General features: G+C 45.1%; 21 protein-coding genes. 17 read left to right on the forward strand and 4 right to left on the reverse strand.

Going from position 1 to position 25,404, the window contains the following annotated elements:
• The first annotated feature begins 12 nt into the window (after positions 1–12).
• From dsbC to AK965_RS06825, 6 genes are all read left to right on the forward strand, one after another.
• Positions 13–801 (forward strand): bifunctional protein-disulfide isomerase/oxidoreductase DsbC, encoded by a 789-nt coding sequence (gene dsbC / locus AK965_RS06800; protein WP_099078911.1) that lies wholly within the window; start codon positions 13–15, stop codon positions 799–801.
• A 46-nt stretch (positions 802–847) separates the two neighbouring features.
• Positions 848–2,587, forward strand: coding sequence for a single-stranded-DNA-specific exonuclease RecJ (recJ, locus tag AK965_RS06805; protein WP_099078912.1), 1,740 nt, complete (start codon positions 848–850; stop codon positions 2,585–2,587).
• Between the two features lie 173 nt (positions 2,588–2,760).
• Positions 2,761–3,859, forward strand: a protein-coding gene (gene prfB / locus AK965_RS06810) for a peptide chain release factor 2 (protein ID WP_099078913.1) whose coding sequence is annotated in 2 segments (ribosomal slippage) — positions 2,761–2,835 and positions 2,837–3,859 — 1,098 coding nt in all. Because the reading frame shifts where the segments join, the coding sequence is not laid out codon by codon here.
• Positions 3,860–3,893: 34 nt separating this feature from the next.
• The gene (gene lysS / locus AK965_RS06815) at positions 3,894–5,426 is read left to right on the forward strand and encodes a lysine--tRNA ligase (RefSeq protein ID WP_099078914.1); all 1,533 of its coding nucleotides are present in this window, start codon (positions 3,894–3,896) and stop codon (positions 5,424–5,426) included.
• Positions 5,427–5,672: 246 nt separating this feature from the next.
• Complete coding sequence (gene vpsR, locus AK965_RS06820; protein ID WP_099078915.1) at positions 5,673–7,007, forward strand: cyclic-di-GMP-binding transcriptional regulator VpsR; 1,335 nt, start codon at positions 5,673–5,675, stop codon at positions 7,005–7,007.
• A gap of 500 nt (positions 7,008–7,507) precedes the next feature.
• Positions 7,508–7,759: a DUF1127 domain-containing protein gene (locus AK965_RS06825; RefSeq protein WP_099078916.1), complete on the forward strand. Its 252-nt coding sequence runs from the start codon at positions 7,508–7,510 to the stop codon at positions 7,757–7,759.
• Positions 7,760–7,888: 129 nt separating this feature from the next.
• On the opposite strand, the gene AK965_RS06830 is transcribed toward AK965_RS06825, so the two are convergent.
• Positions 7,889–8,923 (reverse strand): NADP(H)-dependent aldo-keto reductase, encoded by a 1,035-nt coding sequence (locus AK965_RS06830; RefSeq protein WP_099078917.1) that lies wholly within the window; start codon positions 8,921–8,923, stop codon positions 7,889–7,891.
• Between the two features lie 148 nt (positions 8,924–9,071).
• Between AK965_RS06830 and AK965_RS06835 the strand changes: the two genes are divergently transcribed.
• Positions 9,072–9,383 carry a DUF6482 family protein gene (locus tag AK965_RS06835; protein WP_099078918.1) on the forward strand — a complete coding sequence of 104 codons (312 nt, stop codon included), beginning with the start codon at positions 9,072–9,074 and terminating at the stop codon, positions 9,381–9,383.
• A gap of 15 nt (positions 9,384–9,398) precedes the next feature.
• Here the strand turns inward: AK965_RS06835 and mutH are convergent, their stop codons facing one another.
• The gene (gene mutH, locus AK965_RS06840) at positions 9,399–10,079 is read right to left on the reverse strand and encodes a DNA mismatch repair endonuclease MutH (RefSeq protein WP_099078919.1); all 681 of its coding nucleotides are present in this window, start codon (positions 10,077–10,079) and stop codon (positions 9,399–9,401) included.
• A gap of 617 nt (positions 10,080–10,696) precedes the next feature.
• Between mutH and rppH the strand changes: the two genes are divergently transcribed.
• From rppH to AK965_RS06865, 5 genes are all read left to right on the forward strand, one after another.
• Complete coding sequence (rppH, locus tag AK965_RS06845) at positions 10,697–11,215, forward strand: RNA pyrophosphohydrolase (protein WP_099078920.1); 519 nt, start codon at positions 10,697–10,699, stop codon at positions 11,213–11,215.
• 9 nt (positions 11,216–11,224) lie between these two features.
• Positions 11,225–13,471 (forward strand): phosphoenolpyruvate--protein phosphotransferase, encoded by a 2,247-nt coding sequence (ptsP, locus tag AK965_RS06850; protein ID WP_099078921.1) that lies wholly within the window; start codon positions 11,225–11,227, stop codon positions 13,469–13,471.
• A gap of 6 nt (positions 13,472–13,477) precedes the next feature.
• Positions 13,478–14,269: a sulfite exporter TauE/SafE family protein gene (locus AK965_RS06855; protein ID WP_099078922.1), complete on the forward strand. Its 792-nt coding sequence runs from the start codon at positions 13,478–13,480 to the stop codon at positions 14,267–14,269.
• A 69-nt stretch (positions 14,270–14,338) separates the two neighbouring features.
• Positions 14,339–15,160: a prolipoprotein diacylglyceryl transferase gene (lgt, locus tag AK965_RS06860; RefSeq protein ID WP_099078923.1), complete on the forward strand. Its 822-nt coding sequence runs from the start codon at positions 14,339–14,341 to the stop codon at positions 15,158–15,160.
• Between the two features lie 9 nt (positions 15,161–15,169).
• Positions 15,170–16,021, forward strand: a complete 852-nt coding sequence (locus AK965_RS06865; RefSeq protein WP_099078924.1) for a thymidylate synthase — start codon at positions 15,170–15,172, stop codon at positions 16,019–16,021.
• A 303-nt stretch (positions 16,022–16,324) separates the two neighbouring features.
• Here AK965_RS06865 and AK965_RS06870 read toward each other — a convergent pair whose 3' ends face one another.
• Positions 16,325–17,473, reverse strand: coding sequence for a Na/Pi cotransporter family protein (locus AK965_RS06870; protein WP_099078925.1), 1,149 nt, complete (start codon positions 17,471–17,473; stop codon positions 16,325–16,327).
• Between the two features lie 384 nt (positions 17,474–17,857).
• Between AK965_RS06870 and nhaR the strand changes: the two genes are divergently transcribed.
• Positions 17,858–18,748: a transcriptional activator NhaR gene (gene nhaR, locus AK965_RS06875; protein ID WP_099078926.1), complete on the forward strand. Its 891-nt coding sequence runs from the start codon at positions 17,858–17,860 to the stop codon at positions 18,746–18,748.
• 126 nt (positions 18,749–18,874) lie between these two features.
• Positions 18,875–19,177: a metalloregulator ArsR/SmtB family transcription factor gene (locus AK965_RS06880; RefSeq protein ID WP_099078927.1), complete on the forward strand. Its 303-nt coding sequence runs from the start codon at positions 18,875–18,877 to the stop codon at positions 19,175–19,177.
• 132 nt (positions 19,178–19,309) lie between these two features.
• Here the strand turns inward: AK965_RS06880 and rpsT are convergent, their stop codons facing one another.
• Positions 19,310–19,570, reverse strand: coding sequence for a 30S ribosomal protein S20 (gene rpsT / locus AK965_RS06885; RefSeq protein WP_005440571.1), 261 nt, complete (start codon positions 19,568–19,570; stop codon positions 19,310–19,312).
• 294 nt (positions 19,571–19,864) lie between these two features.
• Here rpsT and murJ point away from each other — a divergent pair, with 294 nt between their 5' ends.
• From murJ to ileS, 3 genes are all read left to right on the forward strand, one after another.
• A complete protein-coding gene (murJ, locus tag AK965_RS06890; RefSeq protein WP_099078928.1) occupies positions 19,865–21,427 on the forward strand; it encodes a murein biosynthesis integral membrane protein MurJ in 1,563 nt (520 codons plus the stop codon).
• Between the two features lie 69 nt (positions 21,428–21,496).
• Complete coding sequence (gene ribF, locus AK965_RS06895) at positions 21,497–22,432, forward strand: bifunctional riboflavin kinase/FAD synthetase (RefSeq protein ID WP_099078929.1); 936 nt, start codon at positions 21,497–21,499, stop codon at positions 22,430–22,432.
• Positions 22,433–22,496: 64 nt separating this feature from the next.
• Entirely contained in the window at positions 22,497–25,358 is a 2,862-nt protein-coding gene (ileS, locus tag AK965_RS06900; RefSeq protein WP_099078930.1) for an isoleucine--tRNA ligase, read from the forward strand.
• Positions 25,359–25,404 lie beyond the last annotated feature (46 nt).

Raw genomic sequence — 25,404 nt, forward strand, 5'->3', positions numbered from 1 at the left:
AAGGTGAATTTAATGAGCGTATTACGCCGACTAACTCTGCTGACTTTACCGTTTTTCGTCGCCGCTTGTGGTGCTGAAGAGGGGCAGGCAAAAACGGAAACTCCAGCACAACAAGTCGCACCTGCGGCAAAGCAAAATTTTGATGAAGAGGCGCTTAAGGCGAAGTTCTCTAAACTGGGGTTGTCGATTCTTGACATTCAACCATCAGACGTCGCAGGTCTATTAGAACTTCAAACCAATGGTGGTGTATTGTTTGCCTCAAACGATGGTAATCACTTTATTGCTGGTACGCTTTATTCTGTGGATGAAAATGGTGGTTACAAAGACGTGATTGCTGAGCGTCAAGCGCCATTGAACGCGAAAAAAATCGCTGAGTTCTCTGATAGTGCTATTGAGTACAAAGCAGAGAATGAGAAATACGTGGTGACAGTCTTTACAGACATCACTTGTGGCTACTGTGTGCGTCTGCACAGCCAGATGCAGGGCTACAACGATCTAGGCATTACCGTTCGTTACCTAGCTTACCCACGTCAAGGTGCTACTGGTCCGGCCGCTGAGCAAATGGCGACGATCTGGTGTGCAGAGGATCCTAAAGCTGCAATGCACAACGCGAAAGTGGAACGTACTTTTGATAATCCAGTGAAAGATCTCAATCAGTGTAAAGAGACGATCAAAGCACACTACAATCTCGGTCGTGAGCTTGGTATTTCTGGTACACCAGCGATCTTCCTACCAAACGGTGAGCTAGTTGGTGGTTACCTGCCACCAGCAGAACTGCTAAAACGTTTAGAGCAACAATAATCCTTTAAGGAGTAGAGCCAGCCGTGATTGCTGGCTCTTTTCAAACATGATAGAAATTCAACGACGTCCTGAACCGGATCTTTCTCTTCTTCCTGATTCCATTCCCTCGATTCTCAAGCGCATTTACATCAATCGTGGCATCACGGATGTAGCACAGCTTGAAACTTCTGCACGCGGTTTGCATTCCTACCAACAGTTAGGTGGTATTGAACAGGCGGTGGAATTGCTTTTTCAAGCGATTAATGAGCAAAAGCGTATTATTGTCGTGGGTGACTTCGATGCCGATGGTGCGACTAGCTCAGCGCTGTCTGTGCTCGCGTTACGCATGTTAGGTAGCAACAACGTTGATTACCTAGTGCCGAACCGTTTTGAAGATGGCTATGGCTTGAGCCCTGAAGTGGTTGATCAAGCATTAGAGCTTGGCGCAGAAATGATCATGACGGTGGATAATGGGGTATCGTCGATTGAAGGCGTTCGTTATGCCAAAGAAAATGGCATAACCGTTCTCGTGACCGATCACCACCTTCCGGGGCACGTTCTGCCAGATGTCGATGCGATGGTGAACCCGAACCTCGACAGCTGTGCGTTCCCATCTAAAGCACTTGCGGGTGTTGGCGTCGCTTTCTATCTGATGATGGCGCTGTGTGTTTACATGCGCAAACAGAACTGGTTCGCAAAGCAACGCATGCAAGAGCCAAAGTTGATGGAGCTGATCGATTTAGTTGCGCTTGGAACTGTAGCTGATGTGGTTCCGCTTGATGAGAACAACCGCATCTTGGTGCACCAAGGCTTGCAGCGTATTCGTGCTGGTAAAGCACGCCCGGGGATTCAAGCACTGATCGAAGTGGCAAAGCGTGATGCTCGCCGTTTGGTGGCGTCTGATTTTGGCTTCGCACTGGGGCCTCGTATCAATGCAGCAGGTCGTTTGGATGATATGTCTTTCGGGGTTGAGCTGTTGATGTGTAACAATATTCACGCAGCACGTCGAATGGCGAGTGAGCTTGATGGCCTTAACCAAACTCGTAAAGAGATTGAAGAGGGCATGAAGCAAGAAGCCATGGCATTTTGTGAACGCTTACAGTTTGGTGAAAATAGCAAGTTGCCATGTGGCTTGGCATTGTTCCAACGTGATTGGCACCAAGGTGTGATTGGTATTCTCGCTTCGCGCATCAAAGATAAGTTCCATCGCCCAGTGATTGCCTTTGCTGATGGAGGTGAAGGTACCATTAAAGGTTCTTGTCGTTCGATTCCAGGTCTGCACATGCGTGATGCTCTCGATTTCATCGATACGCAAAACCCAGGTTTGATCATCAAGTTTGGTGGTCACGCGATGGCGGCAGGCTTAACCATTAAAGAACAAGATTTTGAGCGCTTTAGCCGTCTATTTGATGATGTGGTTAAGAAGGAGCTTGATGAAGCCGCCTTGAAGGGCATCATTCTTTCTGACGGCGAACTCAAACCAGAAGAGTTTTCTATGCATGTCGCTGAACAGTTGCGCGCTGGTGGGCCGTTTGGGCAGGCTTTTCCTGAGCCAATCTTTGATGGTGAGTTTAAAGTGCTGCACCAAAAACTGGTGGGAGAGAAGCACTTAAAATTGATGCTAGAACCACTGTATAGAGGGCATCCAACCAACATCATGATTGACGGTATTACGTTTAATGTAGATCTTCGTCGCTGGCCGGATGCATCCGTTAAAACGGTACGTTTAGCCTATAAACTTGATATTAATGAATTTCGTGGTAATCAATCATTGCAACTGATGATTGATCATATCGAAGCCAAGTAAATTCTCATTTTTCGCTTACTATAGAGTACGGTCGCCCTTTAGTGGACTCAAAATTTTATGACCGTGCTCTCTCTAATTGCAATCTGATTTCCCACCCGAAATTTTCCTGTATCTCCGTCACATTTTTGAGTAGAATTTCTCGGTTAAATTCTATTCTAAAATGTTGAGCCAACATGTTTGAAATCAATCCAATTAAAAACCGTCTGCAGGATGTGTCTGAACGCACAAATGTCCTGAGGGGGTATCTTTGACTATGACGCTAAGAAAGAGCGTCTAGAAGAAGTCAACGCAGAACTTGAACAACCGGATGTGTGGAACGAACCAGAGCGCGCACAAGCACTCGGTAAAGAACGCGCATCATTAGAAGCGGTTGTTGAAACGATTGATCAGCTAGAGCAAGGTGTCGAGGACGTTGAAGGTCTTCTTGAACTCGCTGTTGAAGAAGAAGATCAAGAAACGTTTGACGAAATCGAACCTGAACTGACAGAGCTTGAAGACAAGCTAGCGAAGCTTGAATTCCGCCGTATGTTCGCCGGTGATCACGATGCTTCTGATTGTTATATTGATTTACAGTCAGGCTCAGGCGGTACTGAGGCGCAAGACTGGACTTCCATGATGCTACGTATGTACTTGCGTTGGGCTGAAGCAAAAGGCTTTAAAACCGAAGTAATCGAAGTCTCTGAAGGGGATGTTGCAGGCCTTAAAGGCGCGACAGTGAAAATTTCAGGCGAGTACGCGTACGGTTGGTTACGCACCGAAACTGGCGTGCACCGCCTTGTTCGTAAGTCGCCATTTGACTCAAGCGGTCGTCGTCATACGTCATTTGCCTCTGCGTTTATTTACCCTGAGATTGATGAAAACATTAATATCGACATTAATCCTGCCGATTTACGTATCGATGTTTATCGTGCGTCAGGTGCAGGTGGTCAGCACGTTAACACCACTGAGTCTGCGGTACGTATTACTCACGTTCCTACGAACACAGTCGTGCAATGTCAGAATGACCGTTCTCAGCACAAGAACAAAGATCAGGCAATGAAACAGCTTCGAGCGAAGCTATTTGAGCTTGAGCTGCAGAAACAAAACGCGGAAAAACAAGCTAATGAAGATGCAAAATCTGACATTGGCTGGGGCAGCCAGATCCGTTCTTACGTTTTAGATGATTCTCGCATTAAAGACCTCCGCACGGGCGTTGAAAACCGCAATACTCAAGCGGTTTTAGATGGCGACCTAGACAAATTTATTGAAGCTAGCCTGAAGTCAGGCTTGTAACGCTTTTCACCGACAAAAACAGGATACATCGAAAATGACTGATGCTGTTCAAAACGAAACTGTACAAGAAGCCTCTACTCAAGAAGAGAACAAGCTAATTGCTGAGCGCCGCGCTAAATTGGATGCAATCCGAAAGAGCTGCAAAGCAAACGGCCACCCAAATGATTTCCGTCGTGACAGCCTAGCTGGCGACCTTCAAAAAGAGTTCGGTGAAAAGAGCAAGGAAGAGCTAGAAGAGCTTAACCACGTAGTAGCAATTGCTGGTCGTATCATGGCTAAGCGTGGCCCATTCCTTGTAATCCAAGAAACATCTGGCCGTATTCAAGCGTATGCTGATAAAGAAGTACAAAAAGTACTAAAAGATCAATACCAAGGTCTAGACATCGGTGACATCATCGGTGTGAAAGGCGCGCTACATAAATCTGGTAAAGGCGATCTATACGTAAACATGGAAGAGTACGTGTTGCTAACAAAAGCGCTGCGTCCACTGCCAGAGAAGTTCCACGGCCTGACAGACCAAGAAATGCGTTACCGTCAGCGTTACGTTGATCTCATCGTAAACGAAGATTCTCGCAATGCGTTCGTTGTACGTTCTAAAGTCATGTCTGCAATCCGTAACTTTATGATCTCAAAGCAGTTCATGGAAGTTGAAACGCCAATGATGCACGTAATCCCTGGCGGTGCGAGTGCGCGTCCATTCATCACGCATCACAACGCGCTAGATATGCCAATGTACCTACGTATCGCGCCAGAGCTATACCTGAAGCGTCTAGTGGTTGGTGGTTTCGATCGCGTATTCGAAATCAACCGCAACTTCCGTAACGAAGGTCTTTCTCCGCGTCACAACCCAGAATTCACGATGATGGAATTCTACATGGCGTACGCAGACTACAAAGATCTTATGGATCTAACAGAAGAACTACTAAGCTCAGTTGCTCTAGAAGTTTTAGGTTCAACCTCAATGCCTTACGGTGATGAAACGGTTGAATTTGGCGGCACTTATGCACGTATGAGCATGTTTGAAGCCATCAAGCACTACAACCCAGACCACGCTGAGATCCAAGCGTTAACTGAAGCGGATCTACAAAACCGTGATCTGATGGTTTCTATTGCGAAATCAGTTCATGTAGAAGTAGAACCTTTCTGGACATGTGGTCAGCTACTAGAAGAAATCTTCGGTGAAACGGCAGAGCCTAAACTAATGCAGCCTACATTCATCACTGGCTACCCAGCGGATATCTCTCCATTGGCTCGTCGCAGCGATGATAACCCGTTCTTCACAGACCGTTTTGAGTTCTTTATCGGTGGCCGTGAAGTGGCAAACGGCTTCTCAGAGCTTAACGATGCAGAAGACCAAGATGCACGCTTTAAAGCACAGGTTGAAGCGAAAGAGTCTGGTGATGACGAAGCAATGTTCTACGACGCAGACTACATTACTGCACTAGAGCACGGCCTACCACCAACAGCGGGTCAAGGTATTGGTATCGACCGTCTGGTTATGCTACTGACTAACACGCACACTATTCGTGACGTGATCCTATTCCCAGCAATGCGCCCACAAGCGTAATTTTCTTGCTGAGAAATGAAAAACCACCTTCGGGTGGTTTTTTTTATGTCTAAAATTCGAGTAAATTCAAATAATTGATGACTTTTTTAGTGTGACTATGCAAATGAATTCTAGAAAAATCCCAATCTGTTGCATAGTCTTAAAAGTGAGACAGACTAATCCGGCAGTAGTCTCGATAATGTTACCCGTTCTCAAAGATCGGTTTGTAGAACATAAGATTTATCAATAATGAATAAGGGTTAGCGAATGGTTGGGCAGTTTAAGATGGATTCCATTCCTGGGTCGCTTGTTGTCGTCGGTGGTAACTATGAACCTTGGTTATCAGTATTAGAGCAAGTGGGGTGGAAATGTCACCAAGTGGGGGATTTACGTAAAGCCAACACACTGTTAGAAGATATTGGGCCATGCATTGGCATCGTCGATCTCAGTCATGATGAATTCAGCTTGAATGGATTGGCAAACTTAGTGAGTTCTCACAAGCATGTTCGTTGGCTAGCATTTATCCGCGAGTCACAGCTCGGGGTCGATACTATCTGTCAGTTTATCGTGAACTTCTGTATTGATTTTTTTACTGCACCAATTCCAGATGCACAGTTGCTGAGTACCATAGGCCATCAGCTTGGTATGCTCAAGATTGAGAAAAAAGTGTGGCCAAGTTTTGGTAACAGTTTAGACATGGGCCTGATTGGTGAGTCAATCCCAATGAAACGTTTACGAGACCAAGTTAAACGCATTGGTCCTACCGATGTGAGTATCCTAATTTACGGAGAGAGTGGGACGGGCAAAGAAGCCGTTGCGCGCGCGATTCATAAGGTTTCTTCTCGCTCGCATAAGACGTTTTTGTCTATCAATTGCCGCGCATTGAATGAACAGCGCTTTCAGGCGGAGGTGTTTGGTATCAATGCTGACCCAAGTATTGGTCCTAGTTTACTAGAGCAAGCTGATGGCGGAACGGTGCTATTGAATGACATTCTAACGATTTCAAAAGATCAGCAAATGAACCTGCTGAGGTTTCTTCAAGAGGGGACGATTGAAACGAAAGAAGGCATTAAGAATGTTGACGTGCGCATCCTTGCTGCGAACTCATCAGATGTAGAAAAAGCACTGATTGATGGTGACTTTAACGAAGAGCTGTATCACTACATCAGTGTATTACGCATTAACGTCCCGAGTTTGAAAGAGCGTGCAAGTGATATATCGCTACTCGCTCGCTACTATTTGCAAGAGTTTTCAAAAGAGTACAATTCGCAGGCGAAGAGTTTCTCTGAAGATGCACTTAAAGCCCTGACGCGTTACTTCTGGCCTGGTAATGTACGCGAACTGATGAATCAAGTAAAACGTGCGGTGTTAATGTCTGATAGCATCATGATTGAAGGTATTCACCTCGACTTACCGCAACGTAACGAGTCTAAGCGTAGTTTAAAATCGATCCGAGAGAAGAGTGAGCGTGATGCATTGCTGGTGGTTCTTGAGTCGCATTCAGGTCAGGTATCAAATGCAGCCAAAGAGCTGGGGGTGTCACGCGCAACGATGTACCGTCTGCTCAATAAGCACAATTTGATTTCAGATCAAACGGTCTAGTGATGGCAGAATAGCGTAAGGGGACGTATCGTTCCCTTTTTTTATTCCGATTATGGTTTTTATAAAATCTCACAAGTAACCCATTCTTTGGGTGAATGTGTTATTTCAAAATGCATATGCAACCGATATGTGAAAATTTAATTTGTTTTTTGCTAGAAAGAAAAAACGCGGGTTGATAATTACGCAGGGTTGCTTACAATTTAACCGTAACTCATAGAGTTATATCATTTCAATCACGGATTAATTTTTAGCTAGGAGGCGCAAGATGAAACAATGTGTTGTTAACACCACTGCTTGCGCTGATCGTATGCCTGTCGTTCGTCTAACCATTAAGACGGTCAAACAGGATACAACAGGCTCATTCGATTAAATTAATCCGTCACCTATCAATCTCACTAGGCTGCGGAAAAGTAGCGGCTTAGTCTCAGCAGACTCCCTCTGTTTAAAACTCGCACTATTTTTCCCCAGTCGATCATTTATCGTAATTTGGAGAAAACATTATGCGTCATTCTATCTATTTGAAACTGGCTACTTTGCTAGTAAAGGCAGACCTAAAACGTGAGGAAAAACAGTGGCAGAGAACGGTTCGTCGCAGTAGTCATAACATTCCATGGACGAACGAACATCTGTTGAGAGACATAGGTTTGGACAAAGAACGCCGTTCAACTCATAGCAGCATTCCTGATGTCGTTAAAGTTGAGCGTCGAGTCCATCACCTTCGTCGAGTGTTAACTTCGCGAATACTGACGTAATCCAAAGCCCAGGTTGAACTATCCATCATACGTATTCAGTTCAATTTGGGCTTAATATAATCAAAACAGGCTGACCATTGTGGTCAGCCTGTTTTGATTTTAGTGTTTGCTACTTTAGCGTTGCTTCGCTTATGGGCAAGGGTTCGAGTAGGTCGTACCAATGGCTTGGATTTCTGTTAATAGCTCGTCACTTAAGACGATCTCAATACTCTCTATGTTGGTTTTTAGCTGTTCTAGATTCGTCGCGCCAATGATGTTTGAAGCAACAAATGGGCGTTGATTAACAAATGCGAGTGCCATTTGTGCCGGATCTAAACCATGTTCTCTTGCTAAATTGACGTATGCCTCGGTCGCTTTTATACCCTGTGGTGTGAAATAGCGAGCAAAGCGTTCCCACTTGGTGCAGCGTGCGCCTCTAGGTTTCGCATCATTAAGGTATTTACCGCTAAGACAGCCAAAGGCCAGTGGTGAATAGGCTAATAGTTGTACACCTTCGTAATGACTGATTTCAGATAAACCGACTTCAAAGCTGCGGTTGAGCAGATTGTAGGGATTTTGAATGGAAACGATACGTGGTAAGTCATGCTTTTCAGCGAGTCGGAGCAAAGACATCACTCCCCAAGGCGTTTCGTTTGATACGCCGATGTAGCGTACTTTCCCTGATTTTACCAACTCTGTTAGTGCTTCCAATGTTTCCACTAAAGTGACTTCTTCTTGTTTATCTGGATAGGGGTAATTCAGCTCACCAAAACAGTTGGTTTGACGCTGCGGCCAATGCAGCTGATAGAGGTCTATATAATCGGTTTGTAAGCGCTGTAAGCTGTCCTCAATCGCGGTATGGATATGACGACGATTGAGACTCATATTCTCGCGAATATAAGGTACATTTCGCGGACCTGCGATCTTGGTTGCGAGTAGCACTTTCTCGCGTTTCCCGCTCTTAGCTAACCAATTCCCGATGTATTGCTCTGTGAGCCCTTGAGTTTTAGCTTGCGGTGGAACGGGATACATTTCTGCGGTATCAATGAAGTTAATCCCGTAATCAAGAGCAAAGTCGATCTGTTCAAAGGCGTCTCGTTCAGTATTTTGTTCACCAAATGTCATAGTACCAAGGCTGATCTTACTGATCTCTAGAGATGAGTGAGGGAGCTTCGTATATAGCATATCACTTCCTTGCACAGTTTACGGTCGAGTAAGTTATTACAATATAGGGGAATTCCAACCAACTGGGCAAATGATTTCCGTTCGTAGATTGGATGACTCGAAAGCGGAGCATTGTGCAACTACACTTAAACCGTAAAGGAGGTGAATTATGCAGATACATCAACTGGACATGTGGCTACATGGCCACCACAAAGATACCTACAAAAAACCTAAGGTTTTTGTGATTGGTTGTTCTGATGTCTCTGACTATTTGCTAGCAGTGGAGTATAAACATCAGCTTGAGCCAATAAAAAATGGCGAAGATCCCATTCACTTTGGGTCGTTAGAGTTGGTGAAAGAAGAGCTGCTGCGGTTAGGGATAGATAAAGCCTACTTGAGACTGCACAACGCTTACGATGAGTTCGGTAGTGAAGGCTCTGACTCGTACTGTGACATTGAACTGTCACTGGTGACGCACTGATCCAAGACAGCATCATTATTCTGATTGTGCGTTGATGTAATGCTTCAGTAGGATCTGCTCAGTAAATTGTGTTCTGAGATAGAAGCCTCGAGGTAGGGTTTTTATCGGTTTTCCATAAGAGCTATAAGCTTCCGTCAGTGCTTTTGCATTGGCGGCTTTTGGGCGCAAATGCAGTGCTTCGCCATGTCTGGCCGAAATTTGATCGAATTTGCCTAGAACGATCATTTCCATCAACTCTTCCCAATCATTTCTTAGGATGTGTTCTTCTTCTTGGTCAGGAGACCATATTAGTGGGCTGCCTACACGTCTTTCTGCGAGCGGTATTTCTCGCTCCCCCTCAACGGGTACCCACAATACGCGAGATAGTTTGTTACGCACATGGCTGGTTTCCCATGTCAGTCCTTGTACACCTGTCAGTGGGGCAACACAAACAAAGGTCGTCTCTAATGGCTTGCCAGAGTAACCAATAGGAATGCTCTTTAATTCTATCCCGAGCTTGGCGAAATCTTGCTGAGGTTTACTTCCCGCAGGCGCACCGAGATGCCATTCGAGCAGTTGACCCACCCAGCCTTTATCGCGTTTTAAGTTCTCAGGCACGATCATTTCGGCTTCTTCTGCAAGCTCAGCAAATGTTAAGCCTGCAATGTCGTGTGCTCTTTCCATGAGTTCAGCTTCAGAGTGTGGTTCTGGTTTCATAATGTGATAGTGATAACTAAAACATTGAGTTTACCAAATTACCGGAAAATACACTGCCCAAGATTGCATCAAGCTGAATTAAGAATGATTAATTCACTACTTATCCACAGAAATGACAGCAACCGACAAGATCTTGATGGGTAGTGGACGAATACACAGTGTTATGGCGGTGTATTGCGACTTGATTTTAGCGAGATAACCTGAAGTCCTACCTGTTGTATGTGGATAAATAGCCTATTGAACGATCTTTAACCGATCTGTGTGTGGTGAAAAAATCATCAAAATAAATGAGGGCGCATTTTGTTCATATAGAGGTTATAATCATTTATTATCAGTTGTTTATTGTGATTTTTCTCAATTTTAGATAATGGCGCTAAGAATGGTGTTGAACAAAAAATATTGTTGATGTCGATTTCTTCACAAAGTTATTCACAGAAAAGGTGAATAAATGTGGGTCATGTCTCAATGCTATGTTGATAAAGTTGGATTTGAGTAAAAGATATCCAGTGAAGGCGAGGTGCTAATAAATCTTGCTCATATCACATCAGTAAGTTTGCTAGTAATGGGGATATGTGGAAAAATCACGGTAATAAAAAATTATTCATAGAGGTTAGCCGGTGATAGATGGCGATGGTTACCGACTCAACGTTGGTATTGTGATATGTAATAACCATGGTCAGGTCTTCTGGGCTAAACGATACGGGCAGCACTCATGGCAATTTCCACAAGGTGGAATTGACGAAGGTGAAACACCTGAACAAGCCATGTTCAGGGAGTTATATGAAGAAGTCGGTCTGACGAATAAAGACGTTAAGATCATAGCAGCAAGCCGTCATTGGTTAAGATATAAGTTACCAAAGCGATTGGTTCGTTGGGACTCTAAGCCTGTTTGTATCGGCCAAAAACAGAAATGGTTTCTGTTGCGATTAGAATGCGATGAATCTCGTATCAATATGCAGCGTGGGAAATCCCCTGAATTTGATGGTTGGCGCTGGGTGAGCTATTGGTATCCAGTTAGGCAAGTTGTTTCTTTCAAGCGAGATGTTTATCGTCGAGCCATGAAAGAATTTGCATCTTTAGCGATGCCTTTTCGCGAGCGTAAAACGAAAGGGAAAAGAAAAAAGCAACGTAGGTAGAGGATAAACATGCTTAGTCAGCTAAGGGACATAGTTGAAAAAGTCTCCAGAGTCGATGATGTACATCTGGCTTTTGATATATTGGTAAAAGAGACTTGTGCTGCCCTTTGTTCTGAGTGTTGTACTATCTATCTTGCAAATGAAGAAATGCAGCGCCTTGAGTTGATGGCAACTCAAGGCCTTATTTTTGAAGGCGATAGTATTCATATCAACTTCAATGAAGGTCTGGTAGGGTTGGTAAAGCGTAGTGCTGAACCGCTAAACCTTGCAGAAGCGGCGACCCATCCTGATTTTAAGTTTTTTCCTCAACTTGGTGAACAGGTTTACCACTCGTTCCTCGGTACACCGATCATTCACCGCAAAAAAGTATTAGGTGTTCTGGTCATTCAGCAAAAAACGCCACGTTTGTTTAGTGAGATGGAAGAGTCTTTCCTTGTGACGCTCTCAGCTCAGCTTGCGGTGTTGATTGCTCATGCTCAAAACCTCGGTCACTGGCAGTTGGCATCGAAGCCTAAAGTGATAAAAGGATTGCCTGCTTCTACGGGCGTGGCGATTGGGGAGTTTTGGTTTGACAATACCCAGCCTAGCTTAAATGATGTATTCCCCACATCGACTCTGGATAAAGAACGTGAACACGAACTTTTGGCGGTTGCCGTAGAGAGGGCATTAAACGACTTCCGCCGTATGCGTAAGAAACTCGACAGTGAAATAAATAAAGATGCGTTGGCCATTTTTGATCTTTTTACTCACTTACTTAACGACCCTATGCTGCGCGGAGATCTTAAAAAACAGATTGAGAAAGGTGATCGAGCGGAATGGGCTTTACGTCAAGTTGTTGAGACTTACTCTAACCGCTTTGCCCGTATGTCTGACGTCTATCTGCGTGAGCGCGCACAAGATATCAAAGAGCTTGGCCAAAGGCTGTTGTACTTTCTACAAAATAGTGAGCAAGAGCATTCGGCGATTGATCGCCCGGTTATCTTGGTTGCGAATGAGTTGACGGCAACCTTACTGGCGTCCATTCCTAAGCAGCACCTGCTTGCCGTCGTATCACTGGAAGGTGCGGCGAATTCCCATGCGGCGATTTTATCACGCGCTTTAGGCGTCCCTGCTATCATGGGAGCTCACATTAACACCTGTGAGGTGAATGGTAAGCTAGGGATTGTCGATGGCTATACGGGTGAGGTTTTTTTAGAGCCGAACCGTCAGCTTCTGCGTGAATATCGAAGCCTGGTTAATGAAGAATCTGAGCTGTACGCAATGGTCAATAAAGATCTTGCGTTGCCAGCAACGACTCTCGACGACCTCCATGTTGAAGTGATGCTTAATGCGGGCCTTAGCGCAGACAGCAATATTGCGATTAACTCCGGTGTCGATGGCGTCGGTCTGTATCGAACAGAAATTGCCTTTTTACTTCAACATCACTTTCCATCGGAAGATGAGCAGTATCATCAGTACCAAGCAATATTAAATAGTTACCCAAACCAGCGTGTGGTGATGCGTACTTTAGATATTGGTGGTGATAAGCCGCTGCCATATCTACCCATTGAGGAAGATAATCCCTTCTTAGGCTGGCGTGGTATCCGTTTTACATTAGATCATCCCGACATTTTCTTAATCCAATTACGTGCCATGCTCAGAGCGAGTGCTGAGAGCGGGAATTTGAGTATTTTGTTACCGATGATTTCGGGCATTAAAGAGTTGGATGATGCCATTACCTTGATCAATCAAGCCTACAGTGAAGTCGTGTTACTGGATGAGCGGATCCCGGCGCCGGACATCGGTGTCATGATTGAGGTTCCATCCATGGTTTACTTATTGCCAGCAATTGCGCATCGAGTCGACTTTGTATCTGTTGGCACGAACGATTTGACGCAATATTTGCTCGCGGTGGACCGGAACAATTCTCGAGTTGCGGATGTTTATGAGTCTATGCACCCAGCCGTGCTCTTAGCCTTGAAGCAAATTCATGATGTCTGCCATCAGTATCAAGTGCCAGTTTGTATCTGTGGTGAGTTGGCTGGAGACCCCTTTGGTGCACTATTGCTACTGGGGTTAGGTTATACCTGTTTGAGTATGAACACCTCCAATGTTGCTAAGGTTAAATACTTAATTCGTCATAGTGAACAAAAAGAACTAGAAAAACTCGCCAAACAAGCCATGTCGATGTCTTATGGACAAGATATTCACCAGATGATGCATGATTTTTTTATTCAACAAGGATTTGCAGGCTTTATTCGTGCGGGTAAAAAGTAGGTAATTGTGACTGTTTCTTTATTTTTTTTATTGTTGGCGCTAGGCGCTTTTGTTGGCGTCATGGCGGGGCTTCTTGGGATCGGAGGCGGCCTGATTGTTGTGCCAGCATTGTTGTATCTCCTTCCACTTGCGGGCATTCCAATTGAGATGAGTATGCATATGGCTCTCGCCACATCGCTTGCGAGTATCATTGTGACATCGGGCTCATCCGCCCTGAACCACCTTAAACTCGGCAACGTGGACATGTTTGTGGTGAAATGGTTGATGCCAGGTGTGGTGATTGGTGGCTTTGTTGGTGCTAATCTTGCTGAGTGGATCCCGACCCATTACTTACCAAAAGTTTTTGGGGGAATTGTTTTTTGTCTTGCTGTACAAATGTTTCGCTCGATTAAAGTAACCAGAAACAGATCGATGCCAAGTCGTTCCGTCACCGTGATGTATGGTATGGGGATTGGTGTGGCATCTAGCCTTGCGGGGATTGGTGGTGGTTCACTATCAGTGCCATTTTTGAATAAGCATGGGATCGAAATGCGTAAAGCCGTGGGATCATCATCAGTATGTGGCTGCGTGATAGCGATTTCAGGCATGATGGGCTTTATTTTGCATGGCTATAACGTTGAAGGTTTACCTGCGTATAGTATTGGGTATGTTTACCTGCCAGCTCTGATTTCGATAGCGATGACGTCGATGATGACGACCAAATTTGGTGCGAAAATGGCAACCAACCTTCCTACAACGGTATTAAAGAAAATCTTTGCGGTGTTCTTAATGTTTGTCGCAGCAACAATGCTGCTGTGAGTTTATACCCAAGCCTCTTGAGGTTACTTAGGTATATTTGTTTTATTTGCTATAAGAAGAGAATGATTTATGTCTCAGGGATACTTTGAATTTCCCAATATTGATCCGGTTTTAATCTCTATTGGTCCTGTGTCGGTGCGTTGGTATGGCTTGATGTACTTGATTGGTTTCATCTTTGCCTTATGGCTTGCTAATCGTCGTGCAGACAAGCCGGGAAGCGGCTGGACGCGTGAGCAAGTATCAGACTTACTGTTTGCGGGCTTTCTTGGCGTCGTGATTGGTGGTCGTGTTGGCTATGTTCTTTTCTATAATTTCGATCTGTTTCTAGCCGATCCTCTTTACTTGTTTAAAGTGTGGACGGGGGGGATGTCGTTCCACGGAGGACTACTCGGTGTTATCACCGCAATGTTCTGGTATGCACGTAAGAACGGTCGAACATTCTTTGGTGTGGCCGATTTTGTTGCACCGCTTGTGCCATTTGGCCTAGGTATGGGGCGTTTAGGCAACTTCATGAACAGTGAGCTTTGGGGCCGTGTGACCGATGTACCGTGGGCAATCATCTTCCCTAATGGCGGGCCTTTACCACGCCACCCATCTCAGCTATATGAAATGCTACTAGAAGGTGTGGTGCTATTCTTCATCTTAAACTGGTTTATTAAGAAGCCACGTCCACTTGGTGCCGTGTCAGGGCTATTTTTAGCGGGTTACGGAACATTCCGTTTCCTCATTGAGTTTGTCCGTGAACCGGATGCGCAACTTGGTCTCTTCGGAGGGTACATTTCGATGGGGCAAATATTATCGTCACCAATGATTATTTTGGGCGTTGGGATGATGGTTTGGGCATATAAACGTGGCCTTTACCAAGATAAAGCACAAGTTAAAACAAAGTAAGGAACGGGTGTGAAACAGTATTTAGATTTGTGTCAGCGTATCGTTGACCAAGGTGTTTGGATTGAAAACGAACGTACTGGCAAACGTTGCCTAACAGTAATCAATGCGGACTTGTCTTACGACGTCGCAAACAACCAATTTCCACTCGTGACCACGCGTAAGAGTTTTTGGAAAGCGGCGGTCGCTGAGTTACTTGGTTATATTCGCGGTTACGATAATGCAGAGGACTTCCGTAAGTTAGGCACTAAAACTTGGGATGCGAACGCAAACTTAAACCAAGCATGGTTGAACAACCCGTATCGTAAAGGTGAAGATGACATGGGCCGTGTATACGGCGTTCAAGGACGTTCATGGGCGAAGCCAGATGGCGGTCATATCGATCAATTGCGTAAGATTGTGGATGATTTGACGCGTGGCGTTGATGACCGTGGTGAAATCCTTAACTTTTACAATCCGGGTGAATTTCATATGGGCTGTTTGCGCCCTTGTATGTACAGTCATCACTTTTCACTGCTGGGGGATACGCTGTACTTAAATAGTACGCAGCGCTCTTGTGATGTCCCGCTAGGCTTGAACTTCAATATGGTTCAAGTGTATGTCTTCTTGGCTATCATGGCGCAAATAACGGGTAAGAAGCCTGGCCTGGCTTACCACAAGATTGTCAATGCTCACATCTATGAAGATCAGCTTGAACCAATGCGTGATATCCAGTTACAGCGTGAACCGCTAAAAGCACCGACGTTCCATATTAATCCGGAAATCAAGTCTCTAGAAGATTTGGAGACGTGGGTAACATTGGATGACTTCTGGGTAGAAGGCTACGAGCACCACGACCCAATTCAGTATCCATTTTCCGTTTAAAGATAAATCAATAATGAAAGGGCTAGCCTCTATGGGTAGCCCTTTTTTGTCGCTCTATGAAAGAGAATCTTCCTATTACTTCGCTGCAGGTATGGCGCTAAGACCAACTCGGAACAGTCAGTGACTTGCCTGTTGCGGTGGAAAAGTGGTTTAGAGCAACGTATAGATTGAAGCCAGTTCGCTGTTGTTGCGATTTCTTTCTCTGTCATTCCTTTAGAGTGATGAAGGAAGGTAAGACAACCAACAAAAAAAAGCCCACAACCAAGGTCGCGGGCTTAGAAATAAGTGATGGTAATCGTATTTTTATACTGTCAGAGCAAGAATTGAGCCTGGCAGTACTAGGAAAACCGTTAGCAAGTAAGCGGCCACTACGGCTTTGTTTTTAACTGCCATTTCAGAAATCAGCTCAGCACATTTCACTGGAATCTCACGTAAGAATGGGATGCCGAAGATGAACAGTGTCGCCAAAATATTGAACGCTAGGTGTACGAGTGCAATTTGTAATGCGAATACGGCGAACTCACCAGATACTGCAGTTGCTGCGAGTAATGCCGTGATACATGTACCGATGTTAGCACCTAGAGTGAACGGGTAAATGTCACGTACTTTCAGAACACCTGAGCCAACCAGCGGAACCATTAGACTTGTTGTCGTAGAAGAAGACTGAACAAGTACCGTTACAACTGAACCCGATACGATACCGTGGATAGGACCACGACCGATTGCATTCTTAAGGATATCACGAGCACGGCCAACCATTAGGCTCTTCATTAGCTTACCCATTACGGTGATAGCAACGAAGATAGTACCGATACCTAGAGCAATCAGGGCTACACCACCCATGGTGTCACCAAATGTCGATAGAGGCTCTTTAATCGCACTTACAACTGGCTTAGTGATTGGTTTGATGAAGTCAAAACCGCCCATGCTCATATCACCTGTTTTTAGCAGAGGTGATACCAACCAGTGAGACACTTTCTCTAGAATGCCGAACATCATCTCCAGTGGAAGGAAGATCATTACAGCAAGTAGGTTGAAGAAGTCATGAATCGTTGCACTTGCAAAGGCACGTTTGAATTCGTCTTTACAACGTACGTGACCAAGTGAAACAAGAGTATTCGTTACCGTTGTACCGATGTTCGCACCCATTACCATAGGAATCGCGGTTTCTACAGGTAGACCACCTGCAACCAAACCTACAATAATAGAAGTTACGGTACTTGAAGATTGGATTAGGGCTGTAGCCACCAAACCGATCATTAGACCTGCGATTGGGTGAGACGCAAATTCAAATAGTACTTTAGCTTGATCGCCAGTTGCCCATTTGAAGCCGCTACCAACCATAGATACTGCTAGAAGAAGCAGATATAACATGAATGCCAAGTTAGCCCAGCGTAACCAGCGAGTCGTACTCGAAATTGGCGCTGCTGTTGAAGTAGCTTGGTTCATCATAATTTTCTCCGTGGACCTTTCAGTTCGTTTATTTGGTCTGTTGTTGAATCTGGGGGCGATGTTAGAGATGAAATATTTCAGTAATATGACAGTTCGCTTTCTATAGGGATTTTTTATTGTTCTTTTTGATAGTTAGTGGTTAATAAAAATTCATTTCAAGTTAAGTTATTGATTTTTAAATTAAAAAGTCACAATTTAAATGGGGTGTTGATTTTCATTTCCGTACGAAAGTGTGCTTTGGGGTTTTACTTTTATGACAGTGTGAATGTCTTTGTTTCGGTAAAAGTATAAGTAACCGGCAATTTATGTAGGTTTTGTCGAGTTTGTTGTTTGTTGCTGTCACATTTGGTATAAAAAGTGTCACCTTCTTTTTCGGAATAGGCTATGTCACATTTAAATTACAATCACCTTTATTACTTTTGGATGGTTTGCAAGCAAGGGTCTGTAACTAAAGCGGCGGATGCTTTATTCCTAACGCCTCAGACGGTGACCGGGCAAATTAAAGCGCTGGAAGATCGAATGAAAGGTAAGTTGACCAAGCGTAACGGTCGCACAGTGGAGCCGACGGAGCTTGGGCAATTGGTATTTAAATATGCAGACCGTATGTTTGGTTTGAGTTACGAAATGCTTGATATCGTCAACTACAGCCAGCATTCCAATATCTTGTTTGAAGTTGGCGTTGCCGATGCACTTTCTAAGCGTTTGGTTAGTAAAGTTCTTATGACAACGGTACCAGAAGATAACAGCATTCACCTGCGCTGTTATGAATCGACCCATGAACTGTTATTAGAACGCTTATCTCAGCACAAACTGGATATGATTTTGTCTGACTGCCCGGTGGATTCGACCCAAAGCCCGGGTCTGTACAGCAAGAAACTTGGTGAGAGTAGTATGAGCTTTTTTGCCTCTTCAGACATCCCAGACGCTAAATTTCCGGATATATTGGAGAACAAGAAGCTTCTGATCCCAGCAAGCCGTACGGCGATGGGGCGTAAAGTTTTGCAGTGGTTTGATAGGCAAGGTTTGCAACCGGATGTTCTTGGCGAGTTTGATGATGTGGCATTAATGAAAGCTTTTGCTCGTTACCGTGATGATGTGATTTTCTTGGCACCAACGGTATACATGTCAGAGGTTGAAGATGATCGCAGTTTACAGTTGATCGGGCATGTCGAGGATTTAAAAGAAGAGTATTACGTCATTTTTGCTGAACGAATGATTCAACACCCCGCAGTAAAGAACGTTTGTGACGCAGATTTTAGTCAAATGTTTGAGTGAATCCATTTCGTTGCCCAAACAAATAGATTACTATCGACAAAATTATAAGCGTAAATTATACGATATTTGTAACACAACAAACTGGCCAAGGTTGGAGTAAGTAGGTTGTAGCTAGAGGCCCAACATATGAATCTACAAGAAATGGAGAAAAACTCCGCGAAAGCCGTCGTGTTGCTTAAAGCGATGGCAAACGAAAGACGCTTACAAATTCTTTGTATACTTCTTAATCAAGAACTGTCCGTTGGGGAGTTGTGTGCAAAATTAGCACTAAGCCAATCGGCATTGTCTCAACACTTAGCTTGGCTTCGTCGCGATGAGTTAGTTACGACGAGAAAAGAAGCGCAAACGGTGTACTACACGTTGAAAAGTGATGAAGTGAAAGCACTGATCAAGACACTTCATGCTCTCTACTGCGAAGACAACGAATAGAACGCTCGTCGCATACAAGAAAAGCTGGCATTGCCAGCTTTTTTATTACTTTGATTTTGCGCTTTCGCAAAATCTGGATATAAAAAAACCGGCAAAAGCCGGTTTTTTCTTCACTGTATAACCAATTCTCTATTATAGAGCTTTGATTTGCGCAGCGAAACGAGACTTGTGACGAGCTGCTTTGTTCTTGTGAACAAGGCCTTTAGTCGCCATGCGGTCTAGGATAGGTGTAACTGCAGCGAATGCAGCAGTTGCAGCTTCTTTGTCGCCTGCTTCGATAGCAGCAACAGTTTTCTTCATGTAAGTACGCATCATTGAGCGACGGCTAGCATTGTGCTGACGACGTTTCTCAGCTTGGATAGCGCGCTTCTTAGCAGATTTACTATTTGCCAAGGGTCTAACTCCCAAAAACTTATTTCTATGACAATTTAAGGGCGAGGACTATCCCTCATTTGCGCCTAAATGTCAAATGATTTGTGCAAAAACCCATCGAAACCAAAACAAGTTTTGGTAAGAAAGGTCATCGCGGTTAAGATGGCGGGGATTCTAACAGTATTTTTAGACCAATGCTAATAATTATCCGCTTAGATCTGACAATAAATGGATATATTTCTAACGCCCATTTGGTGCTTTCAAAGGCTTAGCGGTATAGGGTTGGCTATATTAAGGTGATATACCGAGGTTAAAGTGAGTAAACGACTGCTCAAGTCAGGCATGATCGTCAGTGCCATGACACTAATTTCTCGCGTTCTCGGCCTAGTGCGTGACGTGGTAGTAGCGAATTTAATGGGGGCAGGCGCAAGTGCTGATGTCTTCTTCTTTGCGAATAAAATTCCTAATTTTTTACGCCGTCTGTTTGCGGAAGGTGCGTTTTCTCAGGCTTTTGTACCGGTCTTGACCGAAAGCCACGCTCAAGGCGATATGGATAAAACCCGCGAGCTGATTGCTCGTGCTGCGGGTACGCTCGGTGTCATTGTTTCGATAGTGACCATTTTGGGGGTGCTAGGTTCTGGCGTCGTTACCGCTTTATTTGGTTTTGGTTGGTTCTTAGATTGGATGCATAGTGGCCCATCGGCGGAAAAGTTTGAGCTCGCGAGTGTGATGCTCAAAATCACCTTCCCTTATCTGTGGTTCATTACTTTTGTCGCGCTATCTGGAGCGATTCTCAATACATTAGGTAAGTTTGCGGTTTCCTCTTTTACTCCTGTCTTTCTGAATGTGATGATCATTTTGTCGGCTTGGTTTATCTCGCCGCAAATGTCGCAACCTGAAATCGGCCTCGCGATAGGCGTTTTCCTTGGTGGCTTGGTTCAGTTTTTATTCCAGATTCCTTTCCTTATTAAATCGGGAGTGATGGTTAAGCCGAAATGGGGCTGGCGCGATCCGGGTGTCGTTAAAATCCGCACGTTGATGATCCCTGCTTTATTTGGTGTTTCGGTTAGCCAAATCAACTTGCTGTTTGACACCTTTATTGCCAGCTTTCTCCAAACCGGTTCGATCAGCTGGTTGTACTATTCAGATCGCTTGTTGGAATTCCCATTAGGCCTGTTTGGTATCGCAATTGCGACCGTCATTCTGCCTGCATTGTCACGTAAACACGTAGACGCTCACAGTGAAGGGTTTGCGCATACGATGGATTGGGGGATTCGTATGGTGACTCTGTTGGGGATCCCTGCAATGCTTGGTTTGATGGTATTAGCAAAACCAATGTTGATGGTGCTATTTATGCGTGGCGAATTTTCACCGCAAGATGTTCACCAAGCTTCCCTATCTTTATTGGCGTATTCATCAGGCTTGCTGAATTTTATGCTGATCAAAGTATTGGCACCAGGTTACTACTCTCGTCAAGATACCAAAACACCAGTGAAATACGGCATCGTAGCCATGGTGACGAATATGGTCTTCAACGCTATTTTTGCTTGGTTCTACGGTTATGTTGGCCTGGCTATTGCGACCGCACTGTCGGCTTTTGTGAACATGGCTTTATTGTATCGTGGTTTGCATTTGGCGGGGGTTTATCAAATTACTAAGCGTACCATCCTATTTATTGGACGTTTAGTGGTTGCTGGCGCCGCGATGGTTGCCGCTATTTTATGGCAACTTGAGGACATGTCCGTATGGCTAGAGTGGAGCTTTGTTCATCGCAGTGGGGTATTAGCAATGCTCATTGGGTTAGGTGCTGCTGTATACTTAGCGGTGGTGTTTTTACTCGGAGTGCGCTTTAAAGACCTAAAAGCTGGGACAGAATAAGGTTGATTGGTATATAATCCGTCGGTTTGACACAGAGCAAAGTATAACAGGGGCATGAAGCCGTATCCAATGGAACTGATAAGAGGTATTCACAATATTAAGTCGCGCCATCATGGGTGCGTGCTGACTATTGGCAATTTCGATGGTGTACATAGAGGTCACCAACAAGTATTGCAGCAAGTGTCTGATCAAGCGGAGAAACTGTCGTTGCCTTCGGTTGTGATGACCTTTGAACCTCAGCCGATGGAGCTGTTTGCTCGAGATAAGGCACCAGCAAGGTTGACGCGGCTGCGAGACAAATTTGTGCAGCTAAGTAAGCTCGATATCGACCGTTTGCTTTGTGTTAACTTCAATCGTCATTTTGCAGACCTAACGGCGGAACAGTTTATCCGTGACTTGTTGGTTGAGCGATTGGGTGTTAAGTTTCTTGTCGTTGGCGATGATTTCTGCTTCGGTAAAGGTCGAACGGGAAACTTTGCGATGTTACAGGAAGCCGGGAAAAACTACGGCTTTGAAGTCGTCAGTACCCAAAGTTTTTGTTTACAGCGATTACGAGTCAGCAGTACAGCGATAAGAGAAGCATTGGCTCGTAATGACTTGCAGTCCGCTAAGGAGATGCTGGGAAGAGATTACAGTATCAGCGGTCGCGTTTCTCATGGGAGAAAGCTAGGTAGAACCATCGGGTTTCCTACCGCGAACCTTCCTTTGAAACGCTGTGTATCTCCGGTTTCCGGAGTTTATGTTGTTCAAGCGCTTGGTTTAGGAGATAAGCCGATTGGTGGCGTCGCTAATATTGGTCAACGACCAACGGTCAATGGCGTTCGTCAGCAGTTAGAAGTACACTTATTCGACTTTCACGCTAATTTGTATGGTAAACAGCTAGAAGTTGAACTTTTACATAAGCTTAGAGATGAGCAAAAGTTCGAGTCGTTTGAAGCACTTAAACAACAAATTGAATTGGATGCTGAAGTAGCAAGGGTGTGGCTACATCAGCTTGAGCGTTGAGCGGTTTATTCCACCGCTGAACATAATGTCTAATTTTCGCCCAATATAACGGAATTAAGAATCGATGAGTGAGTATAAAGATACCCTGAACTTACCTGAAACAGGGTTTCCAATGCGCGGTAACCTGGCCAATCGTGAGCCAGAAATGCTTGAGCGTTGGTACAAAGAAGATCTTTACGGTGAAATCCGTAAGGCTAAGAAAGGCAAAAAGTCATTCGTACTGCACGATGGTCCTCCATACGCGAACGGTGACATTCACATTGGTCACGCATTAAACAAGATTCTTAAAGACATTATTATTAAATCCAAAACACTTTCAGGTTTTGACGCACCATACATTCCAGGCTGGGACTGTCACGGTCTGCCAATCGAACTGATGGTAGAGAAGAAAGTTGGCAAACCCGGCCAAAAAGTGACGGCTGCTGAATTCCGTGAGAAATGTCGTGAATATGCGGCAGGTCAGGTTGAAGGCCAGAAAGAGAGCTTTAAGCGTCTTGGTATCATGGGTGAGTGGGATAAGCCATACCGTACAATGGATTTCGCAACTGAAGCGAATATCATCCGTGCACTTGGTAAGATCGCAAGCCGAGGTCACTTACTGAAAGGTTTCAAACCAGTTCACTGGTGTACAGACTGTGGCTCAGCACTGGCTGAAGCCGAAGTGGAATACAAAGATAAAGTATCGCCATCTATCGACGTGCGCTTTAAAGCGGCTGACGAAGCGGCACTTCTGTCTAAGTTTGAACTGACTGAAGGTCATGAAGGTCAAGGTGACGTATCTATCGTTATCTGGACAACCACGCCTTGGACACTGCCTGCAAACCGCGCGGTATGTCTACGTGATGACTTAGAATACGTGCTTATCCAAGTTGAAGGTGACGAAGCATCAGAACGCAAGCCTGAGCGCATCATTGTTGCTGCTGAATTGGCGAAAGACGTAATGGATCGTGCGGGAATCGAGCACTTCCATAATCTAGGCTTTGCGAAAGGTGCAGACCTTGAGCTATCTCAGTTCCAACACCCATTCTACGATTTCACGGTACCGGCGATCCTAGGCGATCACGTTACGACGGATTCTGGTACTGGTGTTGTTCACACGGCTCCTGGCCACGGTCAAGAAGACTTCGCGGTTGGTAACAAATACAACCTAGAAGTAGCAAACCCAGTAGGCTCAAATGGTGTTTACCTACCAGACACTGAGCTGTTTGCTGGTCAGCACGTATTTAAAGCGAACGATGCCGTCGTAGAGGTGCTAAAAGAAAGAGGTGCACTACTGCACCACCACGCTTACGAGCACAGCTACCCGCACTGTTGGCGTCATAAGACTCCAATCATCTTCCGCGCAACTCCGCAATGGTTCGTGTCTATGGACCAAGCTGGCCTACGTGCAAAAGCACTTGAGTCAATCAAGAGTGTTGAGTGGATGCCTGAGTGGGGTCAAAGCCGTATCGAAGGTATGATTGAAGGTCGTCCTGAGTGGTGTATCTCTCGTCAACGTACTTGGGGTGTGCCAATTGCGCTGTTCGTTCACAAAGAAACAGCAGAACTTCATCCAAACACACTAGAGCTTATCGAGAAGGTTGCTCAGTTGGTTGAAGAGAAAGGCATTCAAGCATGGTGGGATGTTGATTCAGCAGAACTGCTTGGTGACGAAGCGGATCAGTACGAAAAAGTGCTCGACACGCTAGACGTATGGTTCGATTCAGGTGTAACGCACTTCTCTGTGGTTGATGCTCGTGAAGAGTACAACGGCAACAGCGCGGATTTATACCTAGAGGGCTCTGATCAACACCGTGGTTGGTTCCAATCTTCTCTGATTTCATCTATCGCGATGAAAGACGAAGCGCCATACAAGCAAGTACTGACACACGGTTTCGTGGTTGACGGTCACGGTCGTAAAATGTCGAAATCTATCGGTAACGTTGTAGCACCAAAAGACGTAACCAACAAGCTAGGTGCAGACATCCTGCGTCTATGGGTTGCTTCTACAGACTACACGGGTGAAGTTGCGGTATCGGATGAAATCCTAAAACGTTCTGCTGATGCGTACCGTCGTATTCGTAACACTGCGCGTTTCTTCCTTGCGAACCTAAGCGGCTTTAACCCAGCAACAGACATCGTTCCTGCAGAGGAAATGGTGGCGCTAGATCGCTGGGCAGTGGGTCGTGCACTAGCGGCGCAAGAAGAGATCATCAAAGCGTACGATGAGTACAACATCCACGCAGTAACTCAACGTCTAATGCAGTTCTGTTCTATCGAAATGGGCTCATTCTACCTAGACGTAATTAAAGACCGTCAGTACACAGCGAAGCAGGGTGGTCACGCTCAACGTAGCTGTCAGACGGCACTTTACTACATCGTAGAAGCACTAGTTCGTTGGATGGCGCCAATCATGTCGTTCACTGCAGATGAAATCTGGAACGAAATGCCAGCGTTACTTCCATCTGGAGAGAGCCGCGACAAGTTCGTATTCACGGGTGAATGGTTCGATGGTTTATTCGGTCTTGCTGAAGGTGAAGAGCTGAACAACGAATTCTGGACTGAGGTCCAAGCGGTTCGTGGTGCAGTAAACAAACTTCTTGAAGACGCTCGTAAAGAGAAAACCATTGGTGGTGCGCTTCAGGCAGATGTGACGCTGTTTGCTGATGATGCTCTCGCAGCGAGAATCAACAGACTAGAAGATGAACTACGTTTCGTATTGCTCACTTCTGGCGCTAAAGTGAAACCACTAAGTGAGAAGTCTGACGCAGCACAAGCAACAGACATTGAAGGTCTGTTTGTGGAAGTGAAAGCCGCAGAAGGTGAGAAGTGCGACCGTTGCTGGCACCACACGCCAGATGTAGGCACCATCTCAGGCCATGAGAAGATCTGTGGTCGTTGCGTATCAAACGTTGATGGTGAAGGTGAAGTACGTAAATTCGCGTAATTACCTAGAACGACTGAACTTTTTTTAAATTTGACAGCCCCAGTAT

The organism is Vibrio sp. PID17_43 (genome assembly GCF_002608565.1).
GTDB lineage: Bacteria > Pseudomonadota > Gammaproteobacteria > Enterobacterales > Vibrionaceae > Vibrio.

What these genes read in the sequence shown, in the direction of transcription:
- dsbC (WP_099078911.1), top strand. Translation starts at nt 13, where the DNA reads ATGAGCGTATTACGCCGACTAACTCTGCTGACTTTACCGTTTTTCGTC.
- recJ (WP_099078912.1), top strand. Translation starts at nt 848, where the DNA reads ATGATAGAAATTCAACGACGTCCTGAACCGGATCTTTCTCTTCTTCCT.
- lysS (WP_099078914.1), top strand. Translation starts at nt 3,894, where the DNA reads ATGACTGATGCTGTTCAAAACGAAACTGTACAAGAAGCCTCTACTCAA.
- vpsR (WP_099078915.1), top strand. Translation starts at nt 5,673, where the DNA reads ATGGTTGGGCAGTTTAAGATGGATTCCATTCCTGGGTCGCTTGTTGTC.
- AK965_RS06825 (WP_099078916.1), top strand. Translation starts at nt 7,508, where the DNA reads ATGCGTCATTCTATCTATTTGAAACTGGCTACTTTGCTAGTAAAGGCA.
- AK965_RS06830 (WP_099078917.1), bottom strand. Translation starts at nt 8,923, where the DNA reads ATGCTATATACGAAGCTCCCTCACTCATCTCTAGAGATCAGTAAGATC.
- AK965_RS06835 (WP_099078918.1), top strand. Translation starts at nt 9,072, where the DNA reads ATGCAGATACATCAACTGGACATGTGGCTACATGGCCACCACAAAGAT.
- mutH (WP_099078919.1), bottom strand. Translation starts at nt 10,079, where the DNA reads ATGAAACCAGAACCACACTCTGAAGCTGAACTCATGGAAAGAGCACAC.
- ptsP (WP_099078921.1), top strand. Translation starts at nt 11,225, where the DNA reads ATGCTTAGTCAGCTAAGGGACATAGTTGAAAAAGTCTCCAGAGTCGAT.
- lgt (WP_099078923.1), top strand. Translation starts at nt 14,339, where the DNA reads ATGTCTCAGGGATACTTTGAATTTCCCAATATTGATCCGGTTTTAATC.
- AK965_RS06870 (WP_099078925.1), bottom strand. Translation starts at nt 17,473, where the DNA reads ATGATGAACCAAGCTACTTCAACAGCAGCGCCAATTTCGAGTACGACT.
- nhaR (WP_099078926.1), top strand. Translation starts at nt 17,858, where the DNA reads ATGTCACATTTAAATTACAATCACCTTTATTACTTTTGGATGGTTTGC.
- AK965_RS06880 (WP_099078927.1), top strand. Translation starts at nt 18,875, where the DNA reads ATGAATCTACAAGAAATGGAGAAAAACTCCGCGAAAGCCGTCGTGTTG.
- ribF (WP_099078929.1), top strand. Translation starts at nt 21,497, where the DNA reads ATGGAACTGATAAGAGGTATTCACAATATTAAGTCGCGCCATCATGGG.
- ileS (WP_099078930.1), top strand. Translation starts at nt 22,497, where the DNA reads ATGAGTGAGTATAAAGATACCCTGAACTTACCTGAAACAGGGTTTCCA.